Raw genomic sequence first — 22,961 nt, forward strand, 5'->3', positions numbered from 1 at the left:
TTAAAATTGTTCTGATGAGAGATAAATGGGTTATGTCATTATTCCAAGCCTTACCTGACTACAATATATCTAGTCGTGATAAAACTTTAGATTTATCAATACCTCATGTTATGGGTATACTTAATGTCACGCCAGATTCATTCTCGGATGGTGGGCAGTTCAATGCAGTGGATAAGGCTATTCAGCATTGTCAGAAAATGATCAATGAAGGCGCGACTATTATTGATATTGGCGGAGAGTCTACTCGCCCAAATGCGGATGCTGTCGTTACGAGTGATGAGATGCATCGCGTCGTACCTGTTGTCCAAGCCATTAGACAATCTTTTGGCGATGATATTTGGCTGTCTATCGATACCAGTAATCCAGCAGTTATGGAAGCCGCATTTGAAGCCGGTGCTGACATATGGAATGACGTACGAGCACTAAAACGTACTGGCGCTGCAGAGCTAGCGGCTAAGCTTGATATACCCGTCATGCTCATGCACATGCGCGGTGAGCCGACGACGATGAATGACTTGGCACAGTATGATAATGTAATAGATGATGTGAGTACCGAGCTAGGAGCCCGTATTGACGAGGTAATTAGTATCGGCGTCAAACGTGAAAAAATTATTATTGATCCAGGCTTTGGATTTGCAAAAAACTACGAGCACCACTGCGCACTATTAAGCCAGCTTCAGCGCTTACAGACACTAGGTTTGCCGATGATGTTTGGCATTTCACGTAAGCGGTTTTTAGCGGAAGTATTGACCAAAAGTGGGGTTCAAGCCGTGAATACGACGCAAGCGGTAGAGCGTGATTCGGCAGGGGCTGCTGCTGGGTTGTTTGCCTTACAGCAAGGAGCAAGTATTATTCGTACACATAATGTGGCGATGATGCAGCAAGCAGTAGCGCTATGGAGTCAGTTGTCTGAGTATGACCGTCACCAATAGACTTTTATACTCGTTTACGCTGTTGTCCAATACTATAAGTGTTTTATGCTTTATTTAAAGAAATAAAAAACGATTTTAGAAAAATCTAAATATACCATTAAAAACTATTTAAATTGACGAAGGTAGCTTTATGACCACCACACAACCAGAACCAACCAATGAGCAGCGCCGTATTATTTATCAAGCCCGCCGTGGACTTAAAGAGTTGGATTTTTATATTGATCCTTATGTAAAAGAACTATATTTGACCGCGTCACCTGAAGAGCAAAATACATTTGCAGAAATGTTGACTCACGAAGACCCTGATTTATTAGATTATTTCACCAATCAAAATCGTCCAGAAAATGAAGACATATGGGCGCTAGTGAATAAAATTAAAACATGGCGTCATACCAAAGATTTGGCTTAATGCTTCATATTGATTGTGGCACTCAAATATGACTATGGCAACTTCATTACGTATTGATACTGCTATTCAGCCTACTAGCTATTTGCGCGTATTGTTTTATATGGGTTTGACGAGTGCTATGGTTATACTCGCATGGCTAGCTTCTCTAAACGTATGGCAGTATGTCATTATCTTAATAGTGGCAGCAGCGGTTACTGGGTATTTGATATTATCACAGCCTGTACTATTGCATATGAGCCAACCGCCCCTGAGTCAGCGTGTTGATAGAGGTTGGCAGCTAATGATTAGGACGAGTCGCGGTGATGAGCTGTGGCAGGCACAAATGGTCAAGGTCCATAATTATCGGTGGGCTATGATCTTTGAGTTCGATATTGTAGAACCCTATCAACGTTCTCTATCAATGACAGTATTCCGTGATCAAGTGAACGCTGAGCAGTGGCGAGAATTGAATATTTTAGCCAATGTGAGCTCTGCTAAAAGCAAGTAGATGGTTGTTATTTCAGTCCTTGAATGGCAGTTTTGGTATTTTAGCTCTTTCAATTTTAGCTTTTTTATAAGGTTGATGAATGACCACAGGTGATAACAAAACAGCTCTCTTGATAATGAAAGCAATTTGTTATTTTGTAAGCATAAAGTACGTAGTTTAAGATATCTGTATAGTCGTCAGATACTGATTAAATTTTAGTATATTAAAAAACATAGTGATTCTTTTAAAATAAATAATATGACAAAAAAGGAGTAGAGTATGAGCTTATTAGGGAATTTAGTGAGCCAAGTTGCCCGTAGTGCGATGAGTCCAGAAAGTACACAGCGTAATCCTACCGACCAAAGCACGAATTCTGGTGGTTTGGGTGGTGTATTGGGCAGTGTATTAGGTGGAAGCAATCAGACCAGTACTAATAATTCACAAAATAATCGTCAGGCCGATAATGGATTTGGTTTGGATGATATTCTGGGTGGTCTGACTGGAAGCACTCAAAGCAGTGGTATGAGCTCAGGTGCTGGTGGCTTAGGAGATATCTTAGGTAGTGTATTGGGTGGCGGTCAAAAACAAAGTGGCGGCTTTGATGGGAAAAGCATGCTAATAGCTGCATTGATGCCAATGGTACTCAGCTGGATCAAGCGTAATGGTGGCTTAAGTGGTGCACTATCGAAAATTACTGCTATGGGTCATGAAAGCAAAGCGCGATCTTGGATGAGTAGTCAAGAAACTAACGATAACCTTGACCCTAATGATATCAATCGCTTGTTTGATGAAAATGAAATTAAACAAGTAGCCGCGCATACTGGTGCCAATGATGCAGAAGTACGTCAGGGTCTCGCTGAACTACTGCCTGAAGTGATGAATCAATTAACACCAAATGGTAACTTAGATACTGAAAATGAAGCCAATGAAGAGATTGAGCAAATCATTAACCAATTATCTAACCGTCTTGGTAATTTCAAATAGTCTCTTATAAAATAAATTTCTATTTGCGAGACTAGTTGGTTCGATAAAAATATAACAAAAAACAGCCCGTCACTAGACGGGCTGTTTTTTTATAGCTTATACATGAATACCATATTTAGCAGAACAGTTGTCACTAACTTGTTTTTTAATCTAAATATATATGTTAAAAACAGTAAACAATAACGTAAGAATTCTATAAATCTTATAAAATAGCTAAGATGACCACTTAAGTGATGACGGTAATACCTGTCACACTAAGAGTATTGAATGAAAGGTATATCCATTTGTTCGTTCAATGATTTTATAAGGATTATTATTTATGCCATTTAAGCCTGTTCAAGCGGCTATCGCTATTTTAGTTGGTTTGGTAATTTGGTTTGTTATCCCAGTGCCGACGGGTGTCACACCAGAAGCGTGGCATATGCTGGCACTATTCATCGCTACCATTGTTGCCATCATAGGAAAGGCATTACCTATTGGTGCTATTGCTATTATTGCCGTGACTTTAGTGGCATTGACAGGCGTCACAAGTGATAGTCCAAAGCAAGCCATTAGCGATGCCTTATCAAGCTATTCAAGCCCTTTGATTTGGCTAATTGGTATTGCAGTCATGATATCGCGTGGGTTGATAAAGACAGGATTGGGTCGCCGTATCGCTTATTATTTCATCTCTATCTTTGGTAAAAAAACCATTGGCGTGGCTTATTCCTTGGCCGCTGCTGAGCTGATGGTCGCACCCATCACACCGTCTAATACGGCACGTGGTGGTGGTATTATTCACCCTATCATGAAGTCCATTGCACAAAGCTTTCATTCGACGCCAGAAGAAGGCACTCAAAATAAAATTGGTCGCTATTTGGCGATGGTGAATTATCACGCCAATCCTATTACTTCTGGTATGTTTATTACTGCGACGGCCCCCAATCCTTTAGTTGTAGAGCTGGTGAATAAAGCGACGGGTGGCGATATTCAGCTGTCATGGACGACATGGGCAGTGGCGATGTTTATCCCTGGTATGCTTTGTCTGATCGTCATGCCATTAGTTATTTACCTGATTTATCCTCCTGATGTCAAAGCAACACCTGATGCCAAAAACTTCGCAAAAGATAATCTAACAGAAATGGGTCAAGTCAGCACCCACGAAAAAATAATGCTCGGTGTATTTGGTCTTATGTTGGTATTGTGGGCTAATATTCCTGCGTTAATTTTGGGTGAGCAGTATAGCGTTGATGCCACGACGACTGCCTTTATTGGCTTGACGACATTGATATTGACTGGTGTATTGACGTGGGATGACATTTTAAAAGAGAAGTCTGCATGGGACACCATTGTTTGGTTCGGTGCACTGATTATGATGGCCGCTTATCTGAACAAGCTTGGTTTGATTAGCTGGTTCGCGGGTAATATTGAGTCTCTTATTGGGACGACTGGGGTAGGTTGGATAGGTGCAGTGACAATTCTGACCTTAGTCTATTTATACATACACTACTTTTTCGCTAGTACCACAGCTCATATTACCGCGCTATTTGCAGCATTCTATGCGGTAGGCCTGACACTAGGCGCACCGCCAATGTTATATGCCTTAATCTTAGCTGCAGCGGGTAATATCATGATGACGTTGACCCATTATGCGACTGGTACGGCACCGGTGATTTTTAACTCTGGCTATGTGACGTTGAAAGAGTGGTGGAGCATTGGTGCGATTATGAGTGTAGTTAACTTAGTCATTTGGATAGGTGCTGGTTTAATTTGGTGGAAAGTACTTGGCTATTATTAATAAGCCATCTAAATCTATAGTCATTCCACTATAAAATTATTGCAGCATTAACTTCGCTTGAAGTATTTAATATACATCTACACTCGGTTGACTTGTACTGCTTTTAAATTGAATCGACTGCATTGTTTTACCTAGGGCGTGTCTTCATTTTAAAAATGGTGATAAAAGTGAGATAAACTGTCGTCAAACAGGAAAAATAGTGTAGATAATATTGGGATATTAACTAGCTATTTGACGCAGTTTGGCAAGATTTAGCTATTTTTAGCCCATTTAGATGAATATCGAGTGAGTTGAAGACACGCCCTAGTCAATATATAGGTGAGTGTTGGCTAAAAACGCTCATCTAACGTGTCTAGCGTATAGTTGAGCGCGGCAAAACATATATCAGTATTGAATCCTCTATATTGTAGAAACCGTAGCTGCTTGGCTTTGTCTTTTTGCTCAACAGGTATATCATCACCGTATTTCTTAGTACGTGCTGTGACAGCTAATTTCAGCCAATCTACACCATCGACCAAGTTGTCATCATTGTCATCTACAAACTCGCTAAATTCCTCTGACTCAGTATTGGCCATATCAATCAGCTCATCGATATTACCAGGCATAGCAATTTTCTTACGATAAAATTCTTGCTTAATACGTCCACGTCCACGGCCTTTACGAATATTTTCACGTATTAGCATCAAAGTAGTGCGGTAATCGCTTTGATAGCCTTTCTCCTCGAATTCATCAAGGAGCGCATCAACTTTCTCTGGATCTTGTTCCTTATCGATAAGTTTCTGCTTCAGCTCAGCTTTGCCATATTCACGGCGCGATAAATAATAAAATGCGAGCCAACGTAAACGGCTTTCGGCTTTAATCGCATCGATCTCTGCTTGTTTCTGTTCAGGTGTACGCAAATAAGCTTTGAGAGCAGCTGGTATATTATCGTTTTGATTGTCTATGTCGTTTTCATCAATAGTCGAAAGCTCAGCTTCATTTTTTGATTTTATCAAAGACGGATCAGTGCTATGACCAGTATCTGCTGCTAAGCTATTATCTATCTCATCTCCATGAATGCTGTGTTTGACCTCAGCCAACATCTCTTTAATACTTTGCGCTTCAGGTGGCAGGTAAGTAGGTACATCACTAGGCTCAGGGCTAAAGTTAGCCGCTGGATGGAAGCGTTTTTCACGTTTCTTACGATTTTTAGGTTTTAATGTTTTTTGATTGATAGAGGAAGAGAAGAGTGGGTCGCTCGAGTCTATGTCAGCAGTAGAATCACTAATTAACGAGTCATTGGCTATAGCGTTATTTTTATTTGAATAGGTAGGTCGCTTGCCATTTTTACGAGGTTTGTGCGGCTCATCTTTGTATGTGTGCTTAGTATATTTTTTTGGTTGGGCATTAGGAGAACTCGCTGAATCGGTGTCCGATTCAGCGAGTATTTCAGCTAAGGTTTTAATTTTCATAATAAATCATGATAATCGATAACAGTTATTGATCGTTCCGTTATTGTACAGGTTCAGCGGCTAGTTTTTCTTTGGCTTCGTCACTCTCTTTATCCTTGGCACTCTTTTTTGACCCAAGTTTTTCGTCGCGAATCTTATCTTCGATTTCTTGAGCAATCACAGGATTCTCTTTTAAGAAAAGCACAGAGTTGGCTTTGCCTTGACCGATTTTTTCGTCGCCATAGCTGTACCAAGAACCTGCTTTACCAACGGCTCCAATCTCAACGCCCAAATCAATGACTTCGGCTAAGTGATTGGTACCTTCGCCGTAAGTGATTTCAAATTCGGCTTGGCGGAATGGTGGTGCCATTTTATTTTTGATGACTTTCACACGGGTCTGGTTACCAATGATTTCATCACCATTTTTGACCGCACCAATACGGCGAATGTCCATACGTACAGAGGCGTAGAACTTCAACGCGTTACCACCAGTTGTGGTCTCAGGGCTACCAAACATAACGCCGATTTTCATACGAATCTGGTTAATAAAGACCACCATACAGTTAGAGCGTTTGGCATTACCTGTAATCTTACGTAGTGCTTGGCTCATGAGACGTGCTTGTAGGCCCATATGAGAGTCACCCATCTCGCCTTCAATTTCAGCACGCGGCGTCAAGGCGGCAACTGAGTCAATAACGATCATGTCGATGGCCCCTGAACGTACCAACATATCGGTGATTTCAAGCGCTTGCTCACCATTATCAGGCTGAGATAGCAATAGCTCATCAGTGTTTACACCCAGTTTGCGAGCATAGACAGGGTCAAGCGCGTGCTCAGCATCGATAAAGGCACAAGTACCACCTTGCTTTTGGCACTCTGCAATGGCTTGCAGAGTCATGGTCGTCTTACCTGAGCTCTCTGGGCCGTAAATCTCAACGATACGGCCTTTTGGTAGGCCACCAATCCCAAGGGCAATATCTAGGCCTAATGAGCCTGTTGAGACCACATCGACATCCATGATGGCTGCGTCATCGCCTAAATGCATGATGGTGTTTTTACCAAATTGCTTTTCAATTTGACCTAACGCCGCTTTGAGGGCTTTGGCTTTATTGTCGTCCATACTAGATTCCTTATTTTCAATCATTAATGTAAAACTATCAATTTCGGTGTTATACGTAATATATTTGTACGATAGAAAGTAGTGGCTCAATAGGGCGGGTTGCCACTTAAATAGGAAGAAGCGTTCAGCATCTACCTAGGATAAATAGGTTGTCATATCGATGATACAGACAGTAATAGTTAATATGTCACCTTACTATACAGTAAAATCAAATCGTGAGATAAGCAAAAATAAGTTCATAATTAGCATCTGTTAGCATCGCTATGAAGCTATGCTGTACCTGAATATCGCGAAATTTTTCTCTTAAGTACTATTGATTGTGTAGAGTGATTATAACAAATTGCAAAGATCATTTAGTGGGTCGAGTGACGGTAGACGACATTAACTGTCGCATGATATATAGATGATAGTTCGTCTAAAATAATGAAAATAGAAACTATTATTTTGGATAATATAATGGTACTGTTTGTCAATAGGCTTAAAGGTTGTCCACAGCAGATAAAGCCTAAAAATTCACGAATTGTGAAACATCGCTAGTGATGAGATTTTATTTTTAAAATATTAAAAATAATTTTAAGTGGTTGTCATATTGGTATAAGTGTATGATTTATAAGTATTTTTTAATTGTACAAAAAATGAACGATTTTACCTTACCCTTTACGTTACCTAGGGAATTTCTTGTCAAGTGGCGACTTATACACAGGGTTATCCACAGCTTATGGGGAGAACTCACCAAACCCTTATAGCATCGATGTTTGCGTAGTTTATTGATATAGAATAATGAAGAATTAATACTATTGTCACAATTGTCAAAATATATATTTAGCCATAAACCACATGCTAATGGCTATGTTTCACGTATTAATATTTTATAAGTTTTTTTTATAAAAATAGTGAAAGCTCCTAAAATAAGGCTTACAGCTGATAATTTATCAAGAATAAACCTGAAAAACAGTAAATGGTCAGTTGTAAAGCAAAAAAAGCGGCTAAATATATTAGCCGCTTTTTTAGATCTATCACAAATATGTTATCAGTATTAATCTTTGATATAGATTAAATCCCATACGCCATGCCCGCGTTCTAGGCCGCGACGCTCAAACTTGGTCATTGGACGAAAGTCAGGACGATCCGTAAAGTTACCCGCACCCGCTTGATTGGTTAACCCTGCAAAACCATCTAATACCTCAACCATCCAAAATGCATAATGCTCCCAGTCAGTCGCCGTATGGAACCAGCCACCTTGTTTTAAGCTGCGAGTGACGATGGTCATACGTTCCGCACTGACAAAGCGACGCTTGTGATGACGCTTCTTTTGCCATGGATCAGGGAAGTAAAGTTGGATACGGTCGACATGATTTTCTGGTAATTGCTTGAGCAACTGAATAGCATCGCCGTTGATGATTTTGACGTTTTTTAAGCCTTCTGTGCCTGCCATATAAGCACATTTACCAATACCAGGCTCATGCACTTCAACGCCAACAAAGTTGCGGCTAGGCTCTGCTGCTGCCATTTCAATAAATGAAACACCCAGTCCAAAACCAATCTCTAACGTAAGTGGCGCTTCACTACCATTAGGGCTATCAGCGAATAATGTGCGCAGATTGTCGATACCCTCTAAATCGCCATCACCAAAACTGTTATTGATCAAATAATCAGCAAATTCTGGAGCGGTCAGTGCCAGTTCGGCATTTTTATTCATGTGCGTACGTCGTTTCATAAACGTATTGACGATACGAATGTGTTTGCTTTCTTCAGGCGCTATCTCATTACCGATACTGTCATCGATGTCAGTATCAATATTGCTCTCAGTGCTGGTGCTAAGGTTTTTTTGTTCATCAGTAGTACTCGTACTATCGATGTTATCGTTAATATCAGGATGTTGACTCATAGGATTGACAAGACTTAATAAAATGGGTGATGTACGCTTATTATAAGTTAAATCTATACAGCTGTGAACGGACAATGCTTTTTTAATACGCTTATGCTCAATCTACCATGAAAGAGTCAAAGCGTTAATCTCGTTTGACGTATTGTAGATATATTCGTAATTGGCTGCCTTGTACTTCCTTTACATTGAATCAACTATATTTATCGGTCGTTTACTATTCTGTACAGCGGTTTTGGCGTTATCATATAACATGCATGGGGTCTGTTGAACATTCAAATATGGTGCTGGCAGCCACTATTTTTTAGACAATACGCAGTGAAATTTTTGATGCCTAGTCGTTCTAGGTTAAATAATTTCGCCATGTATTGGCAGAAAATACTACTGCCCTCCACTCGAGCACAGCTCTTGCCTTGCGAACGGGCAAAGCAGTGCTTTGCTCGATCCGTTCTCAAGGCTGATGCTAAAATCACCCCAAACGTTGTTGCAAACCTAGCTAAGGTCTCGACATTATCGTCGGCTTACGCCTAGTCTGGTGCAATTTTAGCGATCAGCAGCCCTAATATTTGAATGCTCAACAGATCCTAATGAATTTAAATTTTTCTTTATAGTAAATAGGGCACCTCACTATGCTATTTATCGAGACAGATTCGCCGCCTCCGTTTTATCAGGATAAGCTGACTGCTGCGAAGCGTAAACAGCTGGATAAGTGGTTTATCGGTCATCGTAGCCAGCACTATTATCTCAAGCGCTTTGAGCAGTTTGATGAGCAAGGTTATTTGTCACCCAAATGGCACTGGGCGGCATTTTTTGTGACTTTCCCTTGGCTACTTTATCGCAAGCGCTATATGGATGCCATTGTATACAGTGTGGCAGGATGGTCTTTTATTCAGCTAAATGTAGCATTGGTGTTGGTTGCCTTTGAGTTTGTAGCAATGTCATATATTCCTGATGCTTATCAGATGGCTACGCGTATAGGTATTGCTGTAATAATCTGGCTGTTTTGGTCATCTATGGTTGCACGTTGGACGGACGCGTACTATTACCGTATGGCGCGCCGTGAAATTGCCGATGTTGTGGAGGACTATCAGCGCGATGAGAACGCGCAGAAGGCTCACTTGCAGAGGGAAGGTGGGGTGAGTCTATTTGGACTAGGCTTGGGGTTTGGATTGTTTGCGTTTGCTCTAATGGTGATTAAGGTGCAGTTTTTACCGATTATTGCCAAGCCAAAAGCAAATGAAGTGGTGTTTGATGCCTATGATACGGTCAAAACGACACAAAATCGTGTGGCATTACTTTATCAGCAAACAGGACAGTGCCCAACTAATTCGCTTCTAAATACGGCAACAGAGCAAGTAAATATTGATATTAATGACACTGCCGCTGGGGTAGCAGAAACGGACTGTGCGGTGATTGCAACGATTCAGAACATCAAGTTTCCGATACGCTATCTGAATGATCAGACACTGGTTTTTTATCATGTGCCAGACAGCGATAGTTGGAACTGTATGACGTCGCTAAATAAACGGCAAGCGCCACAAAGTTGCTTGCCTGAATAGGGCGTTACGCTATTATTTTTTAGTGTCTGTGACGATATCGTCTTTTTCATCGACTGGCGTCGCTTGGCTCTTTAGCGCTTCATAAAAATCGGTCAAATCCATTTTGCGTGCTTTACCAATGTCTTCATCAAATAAGCTCTCAAGCTCAGCCATTGCTGATTGTGCAGATTCGATCATACTGGCTTCATCATCATAAATAGCTTGCTGACGTTCAATCAAATCATCATCATAATCACGGAAAGTTTGTACCGTCTCACGCGCTTTTTCTGGTGAGATACCGAGAAGCTGTAGCGACTCACGCGACATATCCAAAGACGACAAATAAGTCTCACGCCAGATATGACGGACACCAACCTCACGTAGGCGGTAGTAATGCTGACGATCGCGTGCTCGTGCTAGGACAATCACATCTGGATAGTTTTTGCGCAAATATTGAGCGGTCGTGATGGAGCGCTCTAAGTCATCAATAGCGAGAATAAAGACGCGTGCTTTTTTGATACCGGCGGCGCGTAAGATTTCGGGGTTTTTGGGATCACCATAGTAGACTTGGTTACCGAATTTTCGGACAAAATCTACGCGATTTGCGGAGCGTTCGATGGCGGTAAATTCAATATTGTGCATGCGCAACACACGACCGATAATCTGACCAACACGGCCAAATCCGGCAATGATTACCTGATGCTCATGGTCTGGAATGGAATCGTATTCACGGCTTGGTTTGCTCTTAGCAAATAAAGGCTCACCTATCTTTTCTAATAGTAAAAATGCCAATGGCGTGAGTGCCATAGAGATAGTCACAACAAGGTTCAGTGTATTGGCAAGCTCAGGACGCAGGACGTTCTGTGCGGTAGCGACACTAAATAGTACGAAGGCAAATTCACCACCTTGAGCGAGAGTCACACCAAGTCTGAGACTGGTCGGCCAGCGATTTCCTAGTATTTTTGCAATTGCTGTAATGACACCAAATTTGATAAACATCAAGCCCATTGCACAACCGATGATAAAGATAGGCTCAGCTAATATAAGTTTGACGTCGGTCAGCATCCCAACAGACATAAAGAACAAGCCTAACAGGAGTCCTTTAAAGGGCTCGATACTGGCTTCTAGCTCATGGCGATACTCTGAATCTGCTAGCAATACGCCAGTTAGGAAGGCACCTAGTGCCATCGATAGACCGATTTGCCCCATCAAAATAGACACGCCCATCACGATAAATAGGGCGACTGCAGTCAGTAACTCTGACGCGCCACTTGATGCCACAAATTTAAAAAATGGTCGAACCACATAGCGGCTGGCAAAAATTAGACCTGCAAATACGGCAAACACCTTACCAAAATAAATCAAATCATAGCTTTGCTCGCGCACCCCTGACAAAAACGGAATGACGGCTAGTAAAGGAATAACGGCAATATCTTGGAATAACAAGATAGTGAACGCTTCTCGACCATGGGTACTCGCAAGCTGCTGCTTTTCAGTCAATATCTGTAATACAAACGCAGTAGAAGAGAGAGCAAGGCCAAAGCCTACGATGAAAGCAGTATCCAGTTGCAAGGAGAAAAAATGATGTAAAAGTAACATCAGTAGCGTGCCGGTCAGGCCGACTTGCAAGCCACCAAGTACAAATATGGAGCGCCGTAATGCCCATAGTCGTGAAGGCTGAAGCTCAAGACCGATGATGAATAGCAGCATCACCACGCCAAACTCAGAAAAGTGTAATAAGCTCTCAGCGTCGCCCGCTACATCTAAGCCACTGGGGCCTAATATCAGACCTGTGATGAGATAACCTAAGACCGTCGCAATACCAAATCGTTTACCAAGGGGTACAAAGAGCAGTGCTGCTCCTAAGAAGATTGTAGCTTGTAACATTAAATTTGGTGAGCCGGCGGCGGCAGCAAGCATCTGATATCCTTAAGATATGGTAATAAGACAAACAATATAAAGTGGCTATAGTAAAAATAATATAGCGTCAACGTAGGTTATTTTTTACGGTAAATCTTCCAAATGCCATTATCGGCAAGCGGATTGTTATAAGCGTCATTACGGCGCTTACGTGGGGTCTGTCTGCTATCAACTATTTTGAAGTCGGGTAAAGCATGGACGATGAGTCCAGTACGATAAAATCGTACCCGTTCAGGCTCTAGCATTTCACCTTTATTATCACGGCAAAACACATAAGCGCGCAGATCAATAAACTCACGGTGCGCAACCAAACGAGCTTCATCATCGTTATCGAACACTGTTGACATACGCGCAATTTCATCAGCACTATAATCACCACATTTATCCGTCAGCGCACCCACTGAACCAAAGCTTTTGGATTCTTTAGCACGAGTCTTGGTTAAATGTAGACGCTGAACGTGATAGATAAACTGCGGAATCTCAAGGCTGGCTGGTAGCGGTAGATAGTCGGGCGGTAGATTGGCTGCAGGGTAAAATGCCATCGCGCGCTCAAGTATCGTTTGCCAGTGTTGTTGGTAGGCTTGGACTTCTGCCAAGTTACCTTCATAAATAGGCATGTCACGAATTTGGCGCAAAATATCAGGTGGAAATTGCTCATCACGAAAGCTCGCAATATCTTCTTGCAGCGTTGATAGCAAAACTTTGGCGTGTTTTTTGCCATCTTTTGAAGTGGGATCGTCGATATAGTCAGGGGCGACAAAGGGCGCTGAGCGTCTAGACATAATGGTATATCTTCAATAGATCGTGAATAAGTTTTTTAAGTCTTAAGTATACAGAATTTCTATTAAAAATATGGCAACGAGATTCAATTTTTCATTATTTGTGACATGCCATTACATTGATAGAAACTAGTGTGACATGAATTTGAGGCTTTTTATTTGTTAATATTTACTTATTTTATATTCATTTGCTTGTTATAAATGGATCATAGTCAATGGTTATGTCCAATGTGACTGTTATTATCAGTTGCTTGTTCGGAAATATTGCAGACTAACGCATAGCTATGTGACTTAGTCTGCGGGTGCGATGAGCTTTCGACTTGGATGGTAGCGTGATGTATGCCAAGCGTGAGCAAGCGTTGTTCTAAATTGGCAATCAATAGGCTTGATTCGTGAATATTCATCTCACCATCGACGACAACATGACAAGATAAGGCATTGAGACCACTGGTAATACTCCAAACATGTAGGTCATGGACTTTTTGTACCTGTGGATGGGCAATCAACGTTTGCTCAACGGTTATTAGTAATATCCCTGTTGGCGTACCTTCCATCAAGATATGTACAGAGTCACGAACAACGCGGTAACCACTAAAGAGAATCAGAACGGCAACGATTACTGATGCCACTGCGTCTGCCCATACCCAACCAAAACCCATCATGAGTAGCGCTGCAATAATTGCAGCAACTGAACCCATCAAGTCACTCAATACGTGTAAATAAGCACTTTGCATATTGAGGTTAACGGGTGCTTTATTATCAGATTTTCCCTCTGTTATTTTGGGATTATCTGTTTCATGACTATGACCATGTGGCTCGTCACCTTGACTGCCTCGGTGCATCAGCCATGCTACCAAAATATTCACAAGCATACCGATAGTTGCGATGATGAGCATGCCCTGAGTAGCGATTTCAGGAGGGGCGTTAAAGCGTTTAATCGCTTCATAAAAAATCATTAACGCAATAATAATGAGCGTAGCACCATTGACGGTCGCGACCAATATCTCAAAACGTTTATAGCCAAAAGTCTTTTGATGAGTGGCTGCTCTTTCGCCAATTTTGAATGCCATTAAGGTGGCGCCAAGTGCGATTGCATCACTGAGCATGTGACCCGCATCTGATAATAGTGCCAAACTGCCAGTTAGCCATCCGCCAATGGCCTCAACGAACATGTAGCCAGTGATGATAACGAAGCTAAATAGTAATGTGCGCTGATAGCCTTTGGTATCTTGCGGTGAAGTTGACTGCTCTAAGTGTGAATCATGATCATGAGAGTTTTGCTCAGCATGCTGATGCAGCTCGTGGGGTTTACTAGTCTTTGAATCTTTTATAGTCATAACAACACTCAAATTCTCTGACATTGAATTCGATCGTCAATGTTTGCTCTACATAGTGTAACGATAGGTACTTAAGGTATTTAGGTTACCAACCAACTGGGTCAATGTCTAAGGTAAGCTTGAGATACTTCGCATTTGGCAAGGCAAGTACTGGCTCCCACCATTGATTCAGTACATGGTGTAATTGCCGTCTATCTTTGGCTAAGAGCAGGAGTTGCGCATGGTAACGACTGTTCTTTTTACTCATCGGTGCATCGATAGGACCAAGCACAGCAAGGTTATGTGCGTTCGGTAGAATACTAATGGCATCTTTGAGCGCTTGAGTGGTGGCGGCAAGTGTCTTACCTTCACAGCGTATCAATGCAGCATGAGTATGAGGCGGCAACCCCATCATTTTACGCTCTTGTAGTAGTTCGCGCGCAAATGATAAATATCCATCCTTCACGAGCTTTAATAATAGCTCATTATCTGGTTGCAGTGTTTGAATCAATACCTGTCCAGATTTATCACCGCGTCCAGCGCGCCCAGCCACTTGAATCATGAGCTGTGCAGTGTGCTCAGGTGAGCGAAAATCTGCTGATAAAAAGCCACGATCAGCGTTAGGCAAACAGACCAGTGTGACGTTGGGGAAGTGATGACCTTTTGCGACCATTTGCGTGCCGACTAATATAGCAGGAGTGCCTTCGTTGATACGCTGGTAGATATTTTCCCAGCTGTCTTTACGTCTTGTGGTATCACGGTCTATCTGAATAATGGGGTACAGCTCTTTACTGGTTTGCGGATTGGCAAAAATAGCATGCAGGTTTTCGCTGAGCCTCGTAGTTCCCATACCTTTGGCATCCAAATTTTGACTACCACAATCAGGACATATATTAGGAATATAGGATTGCCAGTCGCAATGGTGACATTTTAAATAAGAGCTGCTGACGTAAGTGTTATGTTGAGACCGGCTATTATAATGAACAGTTAAATGAGCATCACAGCGCGGACAGTCGGCCTGCCAACCACAAGCCTCGCATAATAAAACAGGCGCATAGCCGCGACGGTTTAGGAATATTAATACCTGATTACCCGCTTCTAGTGTTTTTCGTATCGCCCCAATTAATGCATCGGTCAAACCTGTATCGTAGCGCGCACCATCGTCCTGTGCTTGCTGATGGGTGCTTTGCAGGCGTGCATCGATGAGTTGCATGGTGGCAGGCTTGGCATTGCCAGGGCGAGTGAGCAGTTGACACTCTACGAGTTTGCCGTCATCGACCAATTTTAGATGTTCAAGAGAAGGGGTGGCTGTACCTAGCACAACTGGGATGTTGGCTTGTAGCCCGCGGTATAGTGCAACGTCAGCGGCATGATAACGCAGTGTGTCTTGCTGTTTGTAGGAACCATCATGTGCCTCATCGACGACAATCAACCCTAAATTAGCAAAGGGGTATAGTACTGATGAGCGTGTACCAATGATGATTTGTGCATGCCCCGTGCGACAGTCTTGCCACCCTTGTAAACGATGGGTATTGTTCATCCCTGAGTGTAGCAAGACAATATGTGCTGCAAATCGACTGGCGAATCGTGCACGTGTCTGCGGCGTCAATCCAATCTCGGGCACCAAAATCAAGACTTGCTTGCCAGCTTCTAGTACTGCCTGCATCGCTTGTAGATAAACTTCAGTCTTACCGCTACCAGTAATACCGTTTAATAAAAATCCTGTATAGCGCTCAGATTCATGTACAGCGATAATGGCTTCAACAGCAAGCTTTTGCTCATCGTTGAGATCAAGTGGCATTTTTGCAAATTTGACAGGCGCAGGTGCTTGTTTTGGCTCAATATAGCGCTCGATTAGTCCTTTTTCTTCCAATGTTTTTAAGAACGCTCTTTGCATGCCCTCTAACAAAAGTACGTCTTCACTCGCACCGCGCTCGCCATGCAGCTTGAGCATATCAAATTGCTGCTTCTGCTTTTTTGCATTGGTATGAAAGTCATCGTCAGTGATATGGGGCAGAATTCGCCAGTGCGTAATCAGCAGGTCTAACGGCTTACCCTGACGAACGAGGGTTGGTAAGATGACTGCTAGAACGTCCCCGAGAGGATAGTGATAATAACGCGATAGCCAAGAAGCGAGCTTTAGCATTCGCTCATCTAAAATAGGCTCAGCATCTAAGCATTTATTGATAGGCTTGAGCTTATTGAGTGGCACCCTACTATCGGCTTCGGAGATATGAGCAACGACGATACCGATTAGAGTCTGGCGACCGAAAGACACTTCGACGCGGCTACCAATAGACGGTATGGATGTGGGAATTGTATTTGGCAAAGCATGCACATTCGCTGGTAGGCTATAGTCAAATACCCGATAAAGGGGCACGGGCAGAGCAACTTGTACCAACATAAAAGGCTTCGCAATTTGATGAGATTGATGTAAAAAAAAGAGCCAGAGACTAATAAGCTTAGCATGATGCTAAGCTTATGATGGTTCAATATACAATATTTTATTTAAGCAGAGTCACCATTAAAGTTAGTCACTGTCAAAATTAGTCAATATATAGAATAGACTCAATCTCAACCACGCCACCTTTAGGTAATGCTGCTACTTGAACTGCTGCACGGGCAGGGTATGGTTCGCTTAAATTGGCAACGAATACTTCGTTTAGAACAGCAAAATCACTCAAATCAGTTAACGACACGTTGAATTTAACCACGTCATTCAAACTGCCGCCAGCAGCTTCACAGATGGCTTTGATATTTTCGAATACTTGCTCTGCTTGCGCTTTAAAACCTTCTCTTAACTCCATCGTATCAGGATCGAAACCTAACTGACCTGAAATATAGACAGTGTTGCCGACTTTTACGGCTTGTGAGTAAGTACCAACAGCGGCAGGGGCTTTATCAGTTTGGATAGTTTGACGAGTCATATTATGTCCTTTTTATGCTTTTTTGGTTTGGTTAGTAGTGGCGTATCGTCATTTCGTAGATTTCAGTATAAATGACGATAAGCTTTAATTGTAGGTGCTAAAAATCAAGTAAAACAGTTTATCACTATTTGAGATTTTTCTAAAATTGATGAAGAGAATATTCAACACTTTCTTAAGCAAGTTTTAACGATAAGTCATCGCTCTGATGACCAATTCAAGATGACCTATATACGACTTAAAAACAACTCAGACACTATTCTTATAAATAACAAACCCTATATTATAGTTGATATAGGCGTATGATATTAGGAAAGCCAAGTAATGAGCGCAGCTCTCGAATACCCTGTGCTAAATGATTGCGACTACGTACAATAATATGAATGATGGTATCACTGTTACGGACATCGACAGTTTCGATACCCATGTTTAATTGACGTAAATGATAAATGACTTCAGTGATTTGTTCGTCGCTGAGAGCAACGGAGAGCTTCAAATAAGCAGGGAAGCGAATTTTGCCAGTGTTTTTAATATTGTATTCATCTGGATCGCCTTGTTTGACCGCTTTATCATTGCGCCAACGTAGCTGAATTACTTGATAAGGGTTGTCCTTACGGATGTCGTCCAAAGAGAAGCATTTGTGTCGATGTACTACCAGACCATGGCGCGATAAATGGCCAACGATAGGATCGCCATAGATAGGATGACAACAGTTGGCAAAATCAAGCTCAACTCCAGAGGCATTTACTATCAGCTGTTGTGGCTGAGTCATGTCATCGCTATGCTCTCGAGCTTGCAAATCATGAACTTCATCGCTGAATAAGCGGGTCACCACGAGTTGCGGTAGTAGTGTGCCAGAGCTTATCTGTTCAAATAGTGCGTCTTTTTCTGTCAGTCCACGCCATTCAGTGAGGTTTTTCCAATCACTTTCGGTCAAATCATCCAGACTTTTTTGGTAGGTTCTAAGTGCTCTATCTAGTGCTTGCTGACCATGATGCTGCTTGTCTGCGGCGGATAAGTCTTTAAACCAACGCAAAATTTCTTCACGGGCTTTGTTGGTGACCACAAACCCAAGCCATTCTGCTTTCGGCTCTGAGTGACTGTTGACTTCAATTTCAACCAGCTGTCCATTTTTTACCACGGTGCCAAGTTTGGCAGCTTTGCCCTCGATATTGGCACCAACGGCCACATTACCTACCATGGGTCCGACAGCATAAGCAAAGTCTAGCGCCGTTGCCCCTTGTGGGAGCTCATAAGCACGACCTTTCGGGCTATAGCAGATGATTTTACTGGAGTGCAGATAATCCATCAGCTCATTAATCGTAGCGACTGCTGCTGCAAAATCAGGACTGTGTGCATTTAAATTGTCTTCATCGACCAAGTCTTTCATATTGCGCAGTGATGCTTGAATGACCGATTGACTGACATCGGAGGCATGTTCTGCACCGATGACCCCGAGTCTGGCGGCACTTTGCATTTGCTTGGTCAAAATAGTGACTTTGACCACATCGTTATCGCGCTCATAGATAAGCGTGAGCGATTGATTGCCGCCCGGTAGAGGCCGACGAATGTTATCCGCGATATGAGTATCGTCAATTTGATATTTTTTAATCAGATAATAAGCGAGTTTGTCACAGGCTTCGATATTATCGAGAATAATCTCAAACGCATAATGACGTAGTAGCGCATTAATCTCGCCGCGGTTTCGGAAAAATTGTCGGTATATCACCACGCGATTGTCTAGGACAGTGACCAGTCCATTCAGATCCAAGTTGTTGAGTACGATACTCAAATAGCGATGAATGGCTTCTCTCTGAAAGTTACGTCCTAGGCCATGTTGTAGTAACTTATCAGATATCTTGTTATACATATCAGAGTCAAGATTGCGATAACACAGCACCTCGATATAATCAGCAATATCATTGAGACCCATCAGTCGTGCAAATGGTACATAAAAATCTAGGGTTTCTTGTGCCGTCGTGCGTTGCTTTTCAGGACGTACCGCATCAAGCGTAGACATATTGTGCAAGCGGTCGGCAAGCTTAATAATCAACACGCGTGGATCAGCAAGTGTGGCGGTCAAAATCTTATGAAAGGTCGCAGCTTTATTTTGTTGCTTATTATGCGAAGAGGATTTTAGCTTGGTCACACCATCAACCAGTCTTGCCACCACGATGCCATAGCGCTGTTCAACTTGCTCATAGTTCACATCAGTATCTTCGACCGTATCATGCAAAATGGCGGCGATAACGGTATCTCGGTCCAATCGAAAACCTGCCAGTATCTCAGCAACCGCAATCGGGTGGGTGATATAAGGTTCCCCTGATTTGCGCTTGTCTTTGATGTGCGCAATATCACCGAACTCACAGGCATCAACAATATCACGGCGTTCAGCGGCAGTGAGATAACCTACTGAGCGCAGCAAATTATATTGAGCGTCATCGACTAGGTGATGACTGAGTTTGGGTAAGGTTTGACTCATAAAGTAACGATCCTATTTTCCATTACCTATTTGCCTGATTGTCTGTCGAGGTAAATGGTGACTGAGTGAATACTATAAAAATCTTGAGAAAAAGATAAAAATGGGTAGCCCATCCTCTAATTAATCGCAAATCACATTCAATGTCAACTGCTAAGCGAGTCGGCGCTATAAAAAATTAAAAATTATAACCCAATGGTAGGTGTTGACGGATAAATAGGGGTTAAAACAGTCCAGTGGCTATCGTTATAATTTATAATCAAAAAACCACAGCATAAGCTGTGGTTTCTATTATAAGCATGTAGTAGCTACATGCTTATTTTAGCAATCAGTTTACTAAAAACTGTGATCGCCTGATAGTGCTAAATCTAGCGAGCTGGTCGCAAAATTATGCTCTGGTTGATTCAGAATATCGCGAGTGATTTTACCAGCGGCAATTTCACGTAATGCCAATACAGTAGGCTTGTCGTTATCGACATCAACCATAGGCTCAGCGAGACCTTTGGCCAATTGACGTGCGCGCTTACTTGCTACTAAAATTAGTTCAAAGCGATTATCAACATTATCCAAACAATCTTCAATCGTCACTCGTGCCATAAATAGCTACCTCGGTTGTTTTTATTAGTCTCGGACTTTACCGCTACTCAATAAAAATAATATCAAAAATATAAAAGGGGAATAGCTAGACATTATAGCATTTTTTGCCCAGTCGCGTAGTTGCTTTTTGCGTATCTGTTTGTCGCTACTTAATTTATGTGCTACTAGGCAGTTATGGGTGCTTGGTTTATACGTCTACGTTGCTGTTGAGCAAGTTACTAATCGTGCGGTGATAACGCTGCTGCTGGCGAGCGAGAGTCTGTCTGTCTGCCACGATAATCGCCTTTAGTTCAGTCAAGGCGACTTCAAAGTTGTCATTAATGATAACAAAGTCGGCGTTCACATACTGCGACATCTCATTCACCGAACCTGCCAAACGCTGCTCGATGACTTCTATGCTGTCTTGTGCACGAGTCGATAAACGCTGACGTAAGGTGGCAAGGCTGGGCGGCAAGATAAAAACCATCGTCGCTTCAGTGAATATTTTTTTCACTTGCAACGCGCCTTGCCAATCAATCTCTAAGATGACATCAACGCCTGCCTCTAGCTGCGTACGCACGCTTTGCTCTGACGTCCCATAATAGTTACCAAACACTTCTGCGTGTTCTAAAAACTTATTTTCATTGATATCTGCCAAGAAACTATCCACGTCGGTAAAATGATAATGATGACCATCGAGCTCACCAGGACGCGGTGTGCGAGTTGTGTGTGACACACTGACCGTTAAGTCGTTGGTGGTGGCAAGTAACTGCTTAACCAGTGAAGTTTTGCCAGTACCAGAGGCGGCGGTAATAATAAATAATGAACCTGTCATACAATTTGTCCTAATGGAGTGTGTTCTGATAAACAATTAAAGACTGGTAAAAATAAAAATCGCCATCATACAAGGCAATAGAAGCTATGTGAAGTAAGTCATTATAAACTGCTTTTGTGGCTTTTATTTTAATTAAAGCCACTCTTGTCCAGACGCTACTGTTATATCAGTGAGTTGTATCACTCATTGCTATTAGTACATGCTATTTTCAAGAGCAATAAAAGCAAATTATGCTAAAGTAGCAGAATGAATTCATCCCAATATTTGAATTGAAGCTTTTTAAATAAGCTTTAACTATAAATTATCTAATGATAGGCCTTCTTATGCAAATTTATCTTGCCAATCCACGTGGATTTTGTGCTGGTGTGGATCGCGCGATTGCGATTGTGAACGAAGCATTGACACGTTTTGAGCCACCCATTTATGTTCGCCACGAGGTGGTACACAACAAATTTGTCGTTTCTGACTTGGCCAATCGCGGTGCGGTATTCGTCGAAGAGCTTCACGAAGTGCCAGATGGCTCTATTGTTATTTTCTCTGCTCATGGCGTGTCAAAAGCGGTGGAAGATGAAGCGGAGCGTCGTGATTTGACGGTATTTGATGCTACGTGTCCGCTAGTGACCAAAGTCCACATTGAGGTCGCTAAGTTTGCACAAGATGGAATGGATGCGGTATTGATTGGTCATGCCGGACACCCTGAAGTGGAAGGCACGATGGGACGCTTTAACCGTCGCCATGGTGGTCATATTCATTTGGTTGAAGATGAAAGCGATGTCGCAGCATTGACCGTACAAGATGCTGAGCGTCTAGCATTCGTCACTCAAACCACTTTATCTATGGATGACACGGCGCGCGTCATCGATGCGCTGCGTGAGAAGTTCCCTAGTATCCAAGGCCCACGTAAAGATGATATCTGCTATGCCACCCAAAACCGCCAAGATGCGGTAAAAGACTTAGCCAGCCGCTGTGAGGTGGTCTTAGTCGTTGGCTCACCAAACTCATCGAATTCTAATCGTCTGCGTGAATTAGCAGAGCGTATGAATTGCCGTGCTTATTTGATTGATAATGCCAGTGAAATGGACAGAAACTGGTTGGATGGTGTGCAGAGTATAGGTGTGACTGCTGGTGCATCAGCGCCTGAAGTATTGATTCAAGAAGTACTGCAGCAGCTACAAGACTGGGGTGGCGACCTGCCTAGCGAGTTATCAGGTATTGAGGAAAACGTGATATTTAGTTTGCCTAAAGCGCTACGTATTCCGATTACCCAAGTCGGTAAGTAGCGTAAAATCAACTACTATGAAAGTTCACGATTAAAATAACCTACTATGAGCACAGTAGAATGAACAAGCAAAACAATAAATTTGTACTAGCAACTGCCACTCTCTCTGAAGTTAATAAGCAATTAAAAATTAATATGCTGGTGACTGTGGTAGTAGCATTTGTGTTGTTTATGAACATGATGAAATTTATGTCAGAAAAAACATTTTTTTATGCAGCACTCGTCGTGCTGATGATTTTTTTATTATTTTTTATAAGAAAAGCTCGTAATATCCTCATGCTAAGAAAGCAAGAGCTTACTCAATAGAATAAA

At 42.2% G+C, this 22,961-nt stretch carries 19 protein-coding genes; 8 read left to right on the forward strand and 11 right to left on the reverse strand.

The genetic code is table 11. The features are described from left to right. Positions 1-32 precede the first annotated feature (32 nt). The 5 genes from folP (at position 33) to JMW61_RS06975 (ending at position 4,568) form a co-directional block, all read left to right on the forward strand. Complete coding sequence (folP, locus tag JMW61_RS06955; RefSeq protein WP_201550053.1) at positions 33-932, forward strand: dihydropteroate synthase; 900 nt, start codon at positions 33-35, stop codon at positions 930-932. Between the two features lie 130 nt (positions 933-1,062). Continuing rightward, positions 1,063-1,341 carry an FAD assembly factor SdhE gene (locus JMW61_RS06960; RefSeq protein ID WP_201550054.1) on the forward strand — a complete coding sequence of 93 codons (279 nt, stop codon included), beginning with the start codon at positions 1,063-1,065 and terminating at the stop codon, positions 1,339-1,341. Positions 1,342-1,369: 28 nt separating this feature from the next. Continuing rightward, on the forward strand, positions 1,370-1,828 hold the full coding sequence (locus JMW61_RS06965) for a hypothetical protein (protein WP_201550055.1): 459 nt from the start codon (positions 1,370-1,372) through the stop codon (positions 1,826-1,828). 258 nt (positions 1,829-2,086) lie between these two features. Continuing rightward, entirely contained in the window at positions 2,087-2,791 is a 705-nt protein-coding gene (locus JMW61_RS06970) for a YidB family protein (protein WP_201550056.1), read from the forward strand. A 319-nt stretch (positions 2,792-3,110) separates the two neighbouring features. Beyond that, entirely contained in the window at positions 3,111-4,568 is a 1,458-nt protein-coding gene (locus tag JMW61_RS06975) for an anion permease (protein WP_201550057.1), read from the forward strand. Between the two features lie 329 nt (positions 4,569-4,897). On the opposite strand, the gene JMW61_RS06980 is transcribed toward JMW61_RS06975, so the two are convergent. The 3 genes from JMW61_RS06980 to trmB form a co-directional block, all read right to left on the reverse strand. Next, positions 4,898-6,019, reverse strand: a complete 1,122-nt coding sequence (locus JMW61_RS06980; RefSeq protein ID WP_201550058.1) for a regulatory protein RecX — start codon at positions 6,017-6,019, stop codon at positions 4,898-4,900. 40 nt (positions 6,020-6,059) lie between these two features. Beyond that, positions 6,060-7,118, reverse strand: a complete 1,059-nt coding sequence (recA, locus tag JMW61_RS06985; protein WP_201550059.1) for a recombinase RecA — start codon at positions 7,116-7,118, stop codon at positions 6,060-6,062. 1,036 nt (positions 7,119-8,154) lie between these two features. Next, entirely contained in the window at positions 8,155-9,006 is an 852-nt protein-coding gene (gene trmB, locus JMW61_RS06990) for a tRNA (guanosine(46)-N7)-methyltransferase TrmB (RefSeq protein ID WP_201550060.1), read from the reverse strand. 626 nt (positions 9,007-9,632) lie between these two features. Here trmB and JMW61_RS06995 point away from each other — a divergent pair. Beyond that, on the forward strand, positions 9,633-10,562 hold the full coding sequence (locus tag JMW61_RS06995) for a DUF2628 domain-containing protein (protein ID WP_201550061.1): 930 nt from the start codon (positions 9,633-9,635) through the stop codon (positions 10,560-10,562). A 12-nt stretch (positions 10,563-10,574) separates the two neighbouring features. Here the strand turns inward: JMW61_RS06995 and JMW61_RS07000 are convergent, their stop codons facing one another. The 8 genes from JMW61_RS07000 to gmk all read right to left on the reverse strand — a co-directional run bounded on the left by JMW61_RS07000 (position 10,575) and on the right by gmk (position 21,370). Further along, positions 10,575-12,461: a monovalent cation:proton antiporter-2 (CPA2) family protein gene (locus tag JMW61_RS07000; protein WP_201550062.1), complete on the reverse strand. Its 1,887-nt coding sequence runs from the start codon at positions 12,459-12,461 to the stop codon at positions 10,575-10,577. 77 nt (positions 12,462-12,538) lie between these two features. Beyond that, entirely contained in the window at positions 12,539-13,243 is a 705-nt protein-coding gene (locus JMW61_RS07005) for a hypothetical protein (RefSeq protein WP_201550063.1), read from the reverse strand. A gap of 209 nt (positions 13,244-13,452) precedes the next feature. Then, positions 13,453-14,577: a cation diffusion facilitator family transporter gene (locus JMW61_RS07010; protein ID WP_201550064.1), complete on the reverse strand. Its 1,125-nt coding sequence runs from the start codon at positions 14,575-14,577 to the stop codon at positions 13,453-13,455. Positions 14,578-14,662: 85 nt separating this feature from the next. Further along, complete coding sequence (locus JMW61_RS07015; protein ID WP_201550065.1) at positions 14,663-16,960, reverse strand: primosomal protein N'; 2,298 nt, start codon at positions 16,958-16,960, stop codon at positions 14,663-14,665. Between the two features lie 142 nt (positions 16,961-17,102). Further along, entirely contained in the window at positions 17,103-17,483 is a 381-nt protein-coding gene (locus JMW61_RS07020) for a RidA family protein (protein ID WP_110923276.1), read from the reverse strand. Positions 17,484-17,763: 280 nt separating this feature from the next. Next, positions 17,764-19,962 (reverse strand): RelA/SpoT family protein, encoded by a 2,199-nt coding sequence (locus tag JMW61_RS07025; RefSeq protein ID WP_201550066.1) that lies wholly within the window; start codon positions 19,960-19,962, stop codon positions 17,764-17,766. Positions 19,963-20,295: 333 nt separating this feature from the next. Then, complete coding sequence (gene rpoZ / locus JMW61_RS07030) at positions 20,296-20,556, reverse strand: DNA-directed RNA polymerase subunit omega (protein ID WP_110923274.1); 261 nt, start codon at positions 20,554-20,556, stop codon at positions 20,296-20,298. Positions 20,557-20,743: 187 nt separating this feature from the next. Continuing rightward, complete coding sequence (gmk, locus tag JMW61_RS07035; RefSeq protein WP_201550067.1) at positions 20,744-21,370, reverse strand: guanylate kinase; 627 nt, start codon at positions 21,368-21,370, stop codon at positions 20,744-20,746. Positions 21,371-21,693: 323 nt separating this feature from the next. Between gmk and ispH the strand changes: the two genes are divergently transcribed. Together ispH and JMW61_RS07045 are read left to right on the forward strand one after the other, a co-directional pair. Further along, the gene (gene ispH, locus JMW61_RS07040; RefSeq protein WP_201550068.1) at positions 21,694-22,650 is read left to right on the forward strand and encodes a 4-hydroxy-3-methylbut-2-enyl diphosphate reductase; all 957 of its coding nucleotides are present in this window, start codon (positions 21,694-21,696) and stop codon (positions 22,648-22,650) included. A gap of 59 nt (positions 22,651-22,709) precedes the next feature. Next, on the forward strand, positions 22,710-22,955 hold the full coding sequence (locus JMW61_RS07045; protein ID WP_201550069.1) for a hypothetical protein: 246 nt from the start codon (positions 22,710-22,712) through the stop codon (positions 22,953-22,955). The last annotated feature ends 6 nt before the right edge of the window (positions 22,956-22,961 follow it).

It is taken from the genome of Psychrobacter fjordensis, from assembly GCF_904845995.1.
GTDB lineage: Bacteria > Pseudomonadota > Gammaproteobacteria > Pseudomonadales > Moraxellaceae > Psychrobacter > Psychrobacter fjordensis.

Bases quoted from the DNA above. Each gene is read 5' to 3' on its own strand.
- trmB (WP_201550060.1), bottom strand. From the start codon at position 9,006: ATGAGTCAACATCCTGATATTAACGATAACATCGATAGTACGAGTACT.
- gmk (WP_201550067.1), bottom strand. From the start codon at position 21,370: ATGACAGGTTCATTATTTATTATTACCGCCGCCTCTGGTACTGGCAAA.
- JMW61_RS07045 (WP_201550069.1), top strand. From the start codon at position 22,710: ATGAACAAGCAAAACAATAAATTTGTACTAGCAACTGCCACTCTCTCT.
- JMW61_RS06995 (WP_201550061.1), top strand. From the start codon at position 9,633: ATGCTATTTATCGAGACAGATTCGCCGCCTCCGTTTTATCAGGATAAG.
- JMW61_RS07000 (WP_201550062.1), bottom strand. From the start codon at position 12,461: ATGCTTGCTGCCGCCGCCGGCTCACCAAATTTAATGTTACAAGCTACA.
- JMW61_RS07005 (WP_201550063.1), bottom strand. From the start codon at position 13,243: ATGTCTAGACGCTCAGCGCCCTTTGTCGCCCCTGACTATATCGACGAT.
- JMW61_RS07025 (WP_201550066.1), bottom strand. From the start codon at position 19,962: ATGAGTCAAACCTTACCCAAACTCAGTCATCACCTAGTCGATGACGCT.
- JMW61_RS06980 (WP_201550058.1), bottom strand. From the start codon at position 6,019: ATGAAAATTAAAACCTTAGCTGAAATACTCGCTGAATCGGACACCGAT.
- rpoZ (WP_110923274.1), bottom strand. From the start codon at position 20,556: ATGGCACGAGTGACGATTGAAGATTGTTTGGATAATGTTGATAATCGC.
- JMW61_RS06975 (WP_201550057.1), top strand. From the start codon at position 3,111: ATGCCATTTAAGCCTGTTCAAGCGGCTATCGCTATTTTAGTTGGTTTG.
- JMW61_RS07020 (WP_110923276.1), bottom strand. From the start codon at position 17,483: ATGACTCGTCAAACTATCCAAACTGATAAAGCCCCTGCCGCTGTTGGT.
- folP (WP_201550053.1), top strand. From the start codon at position 33: ATGTCATTATTCCAAGCCTTACCTGACTACAATATATCTAGTCGTGAT.
- recA (WP_201550059.1), bottom strand. From the start codon at position 7,118: ATGGACGACAATAAAGCCAAAGCCCTCAAAGCGGCGTTAGGTCAAATT.
- JMW61_RS07015 (WP_201550065.1), bottom strand. From the start codon at position 16,960: ATGTTGGTACAAGTTGCTCTGCCCGTGCCCCTTTATCGGGTATTTGAC.
- JMW61_RS06970 (WP_201550056.1), top strand. From the start codon at position 2,087: ATGAGCTTATTAGGGAATTTAGTGAGCCAAGTTGCCCGTAGTGCGATG.
- JMW61_RS07010 (WP_201550064.1), bottom strand. From the start codon at position 14,577: ATGACTATAAAAGATTCAAAGACTAGTAAACCCCACGAGCTGCATCAG.
- JMW61_RS06960 (WP_201550054.1), top strand. From the start codon at position 1,063: ATGACCACCACACAACCAGAACCAACCAATGAGCAGCGCCGTATTATT.
- ispH (WP_201550068.1), top strand. From the start codon at position 21,694: ATGCAAATTTATCTTGCCAATCCACGTGGATTTTGTGCTGGTGTGGAT.
- JMW61_RS06965 (WP_201550055.1), top strand. From the start codon at position 1,370: ATGACTATGGCAACTTCATTACGTATTGATACTGCTATTCAGCCTACT.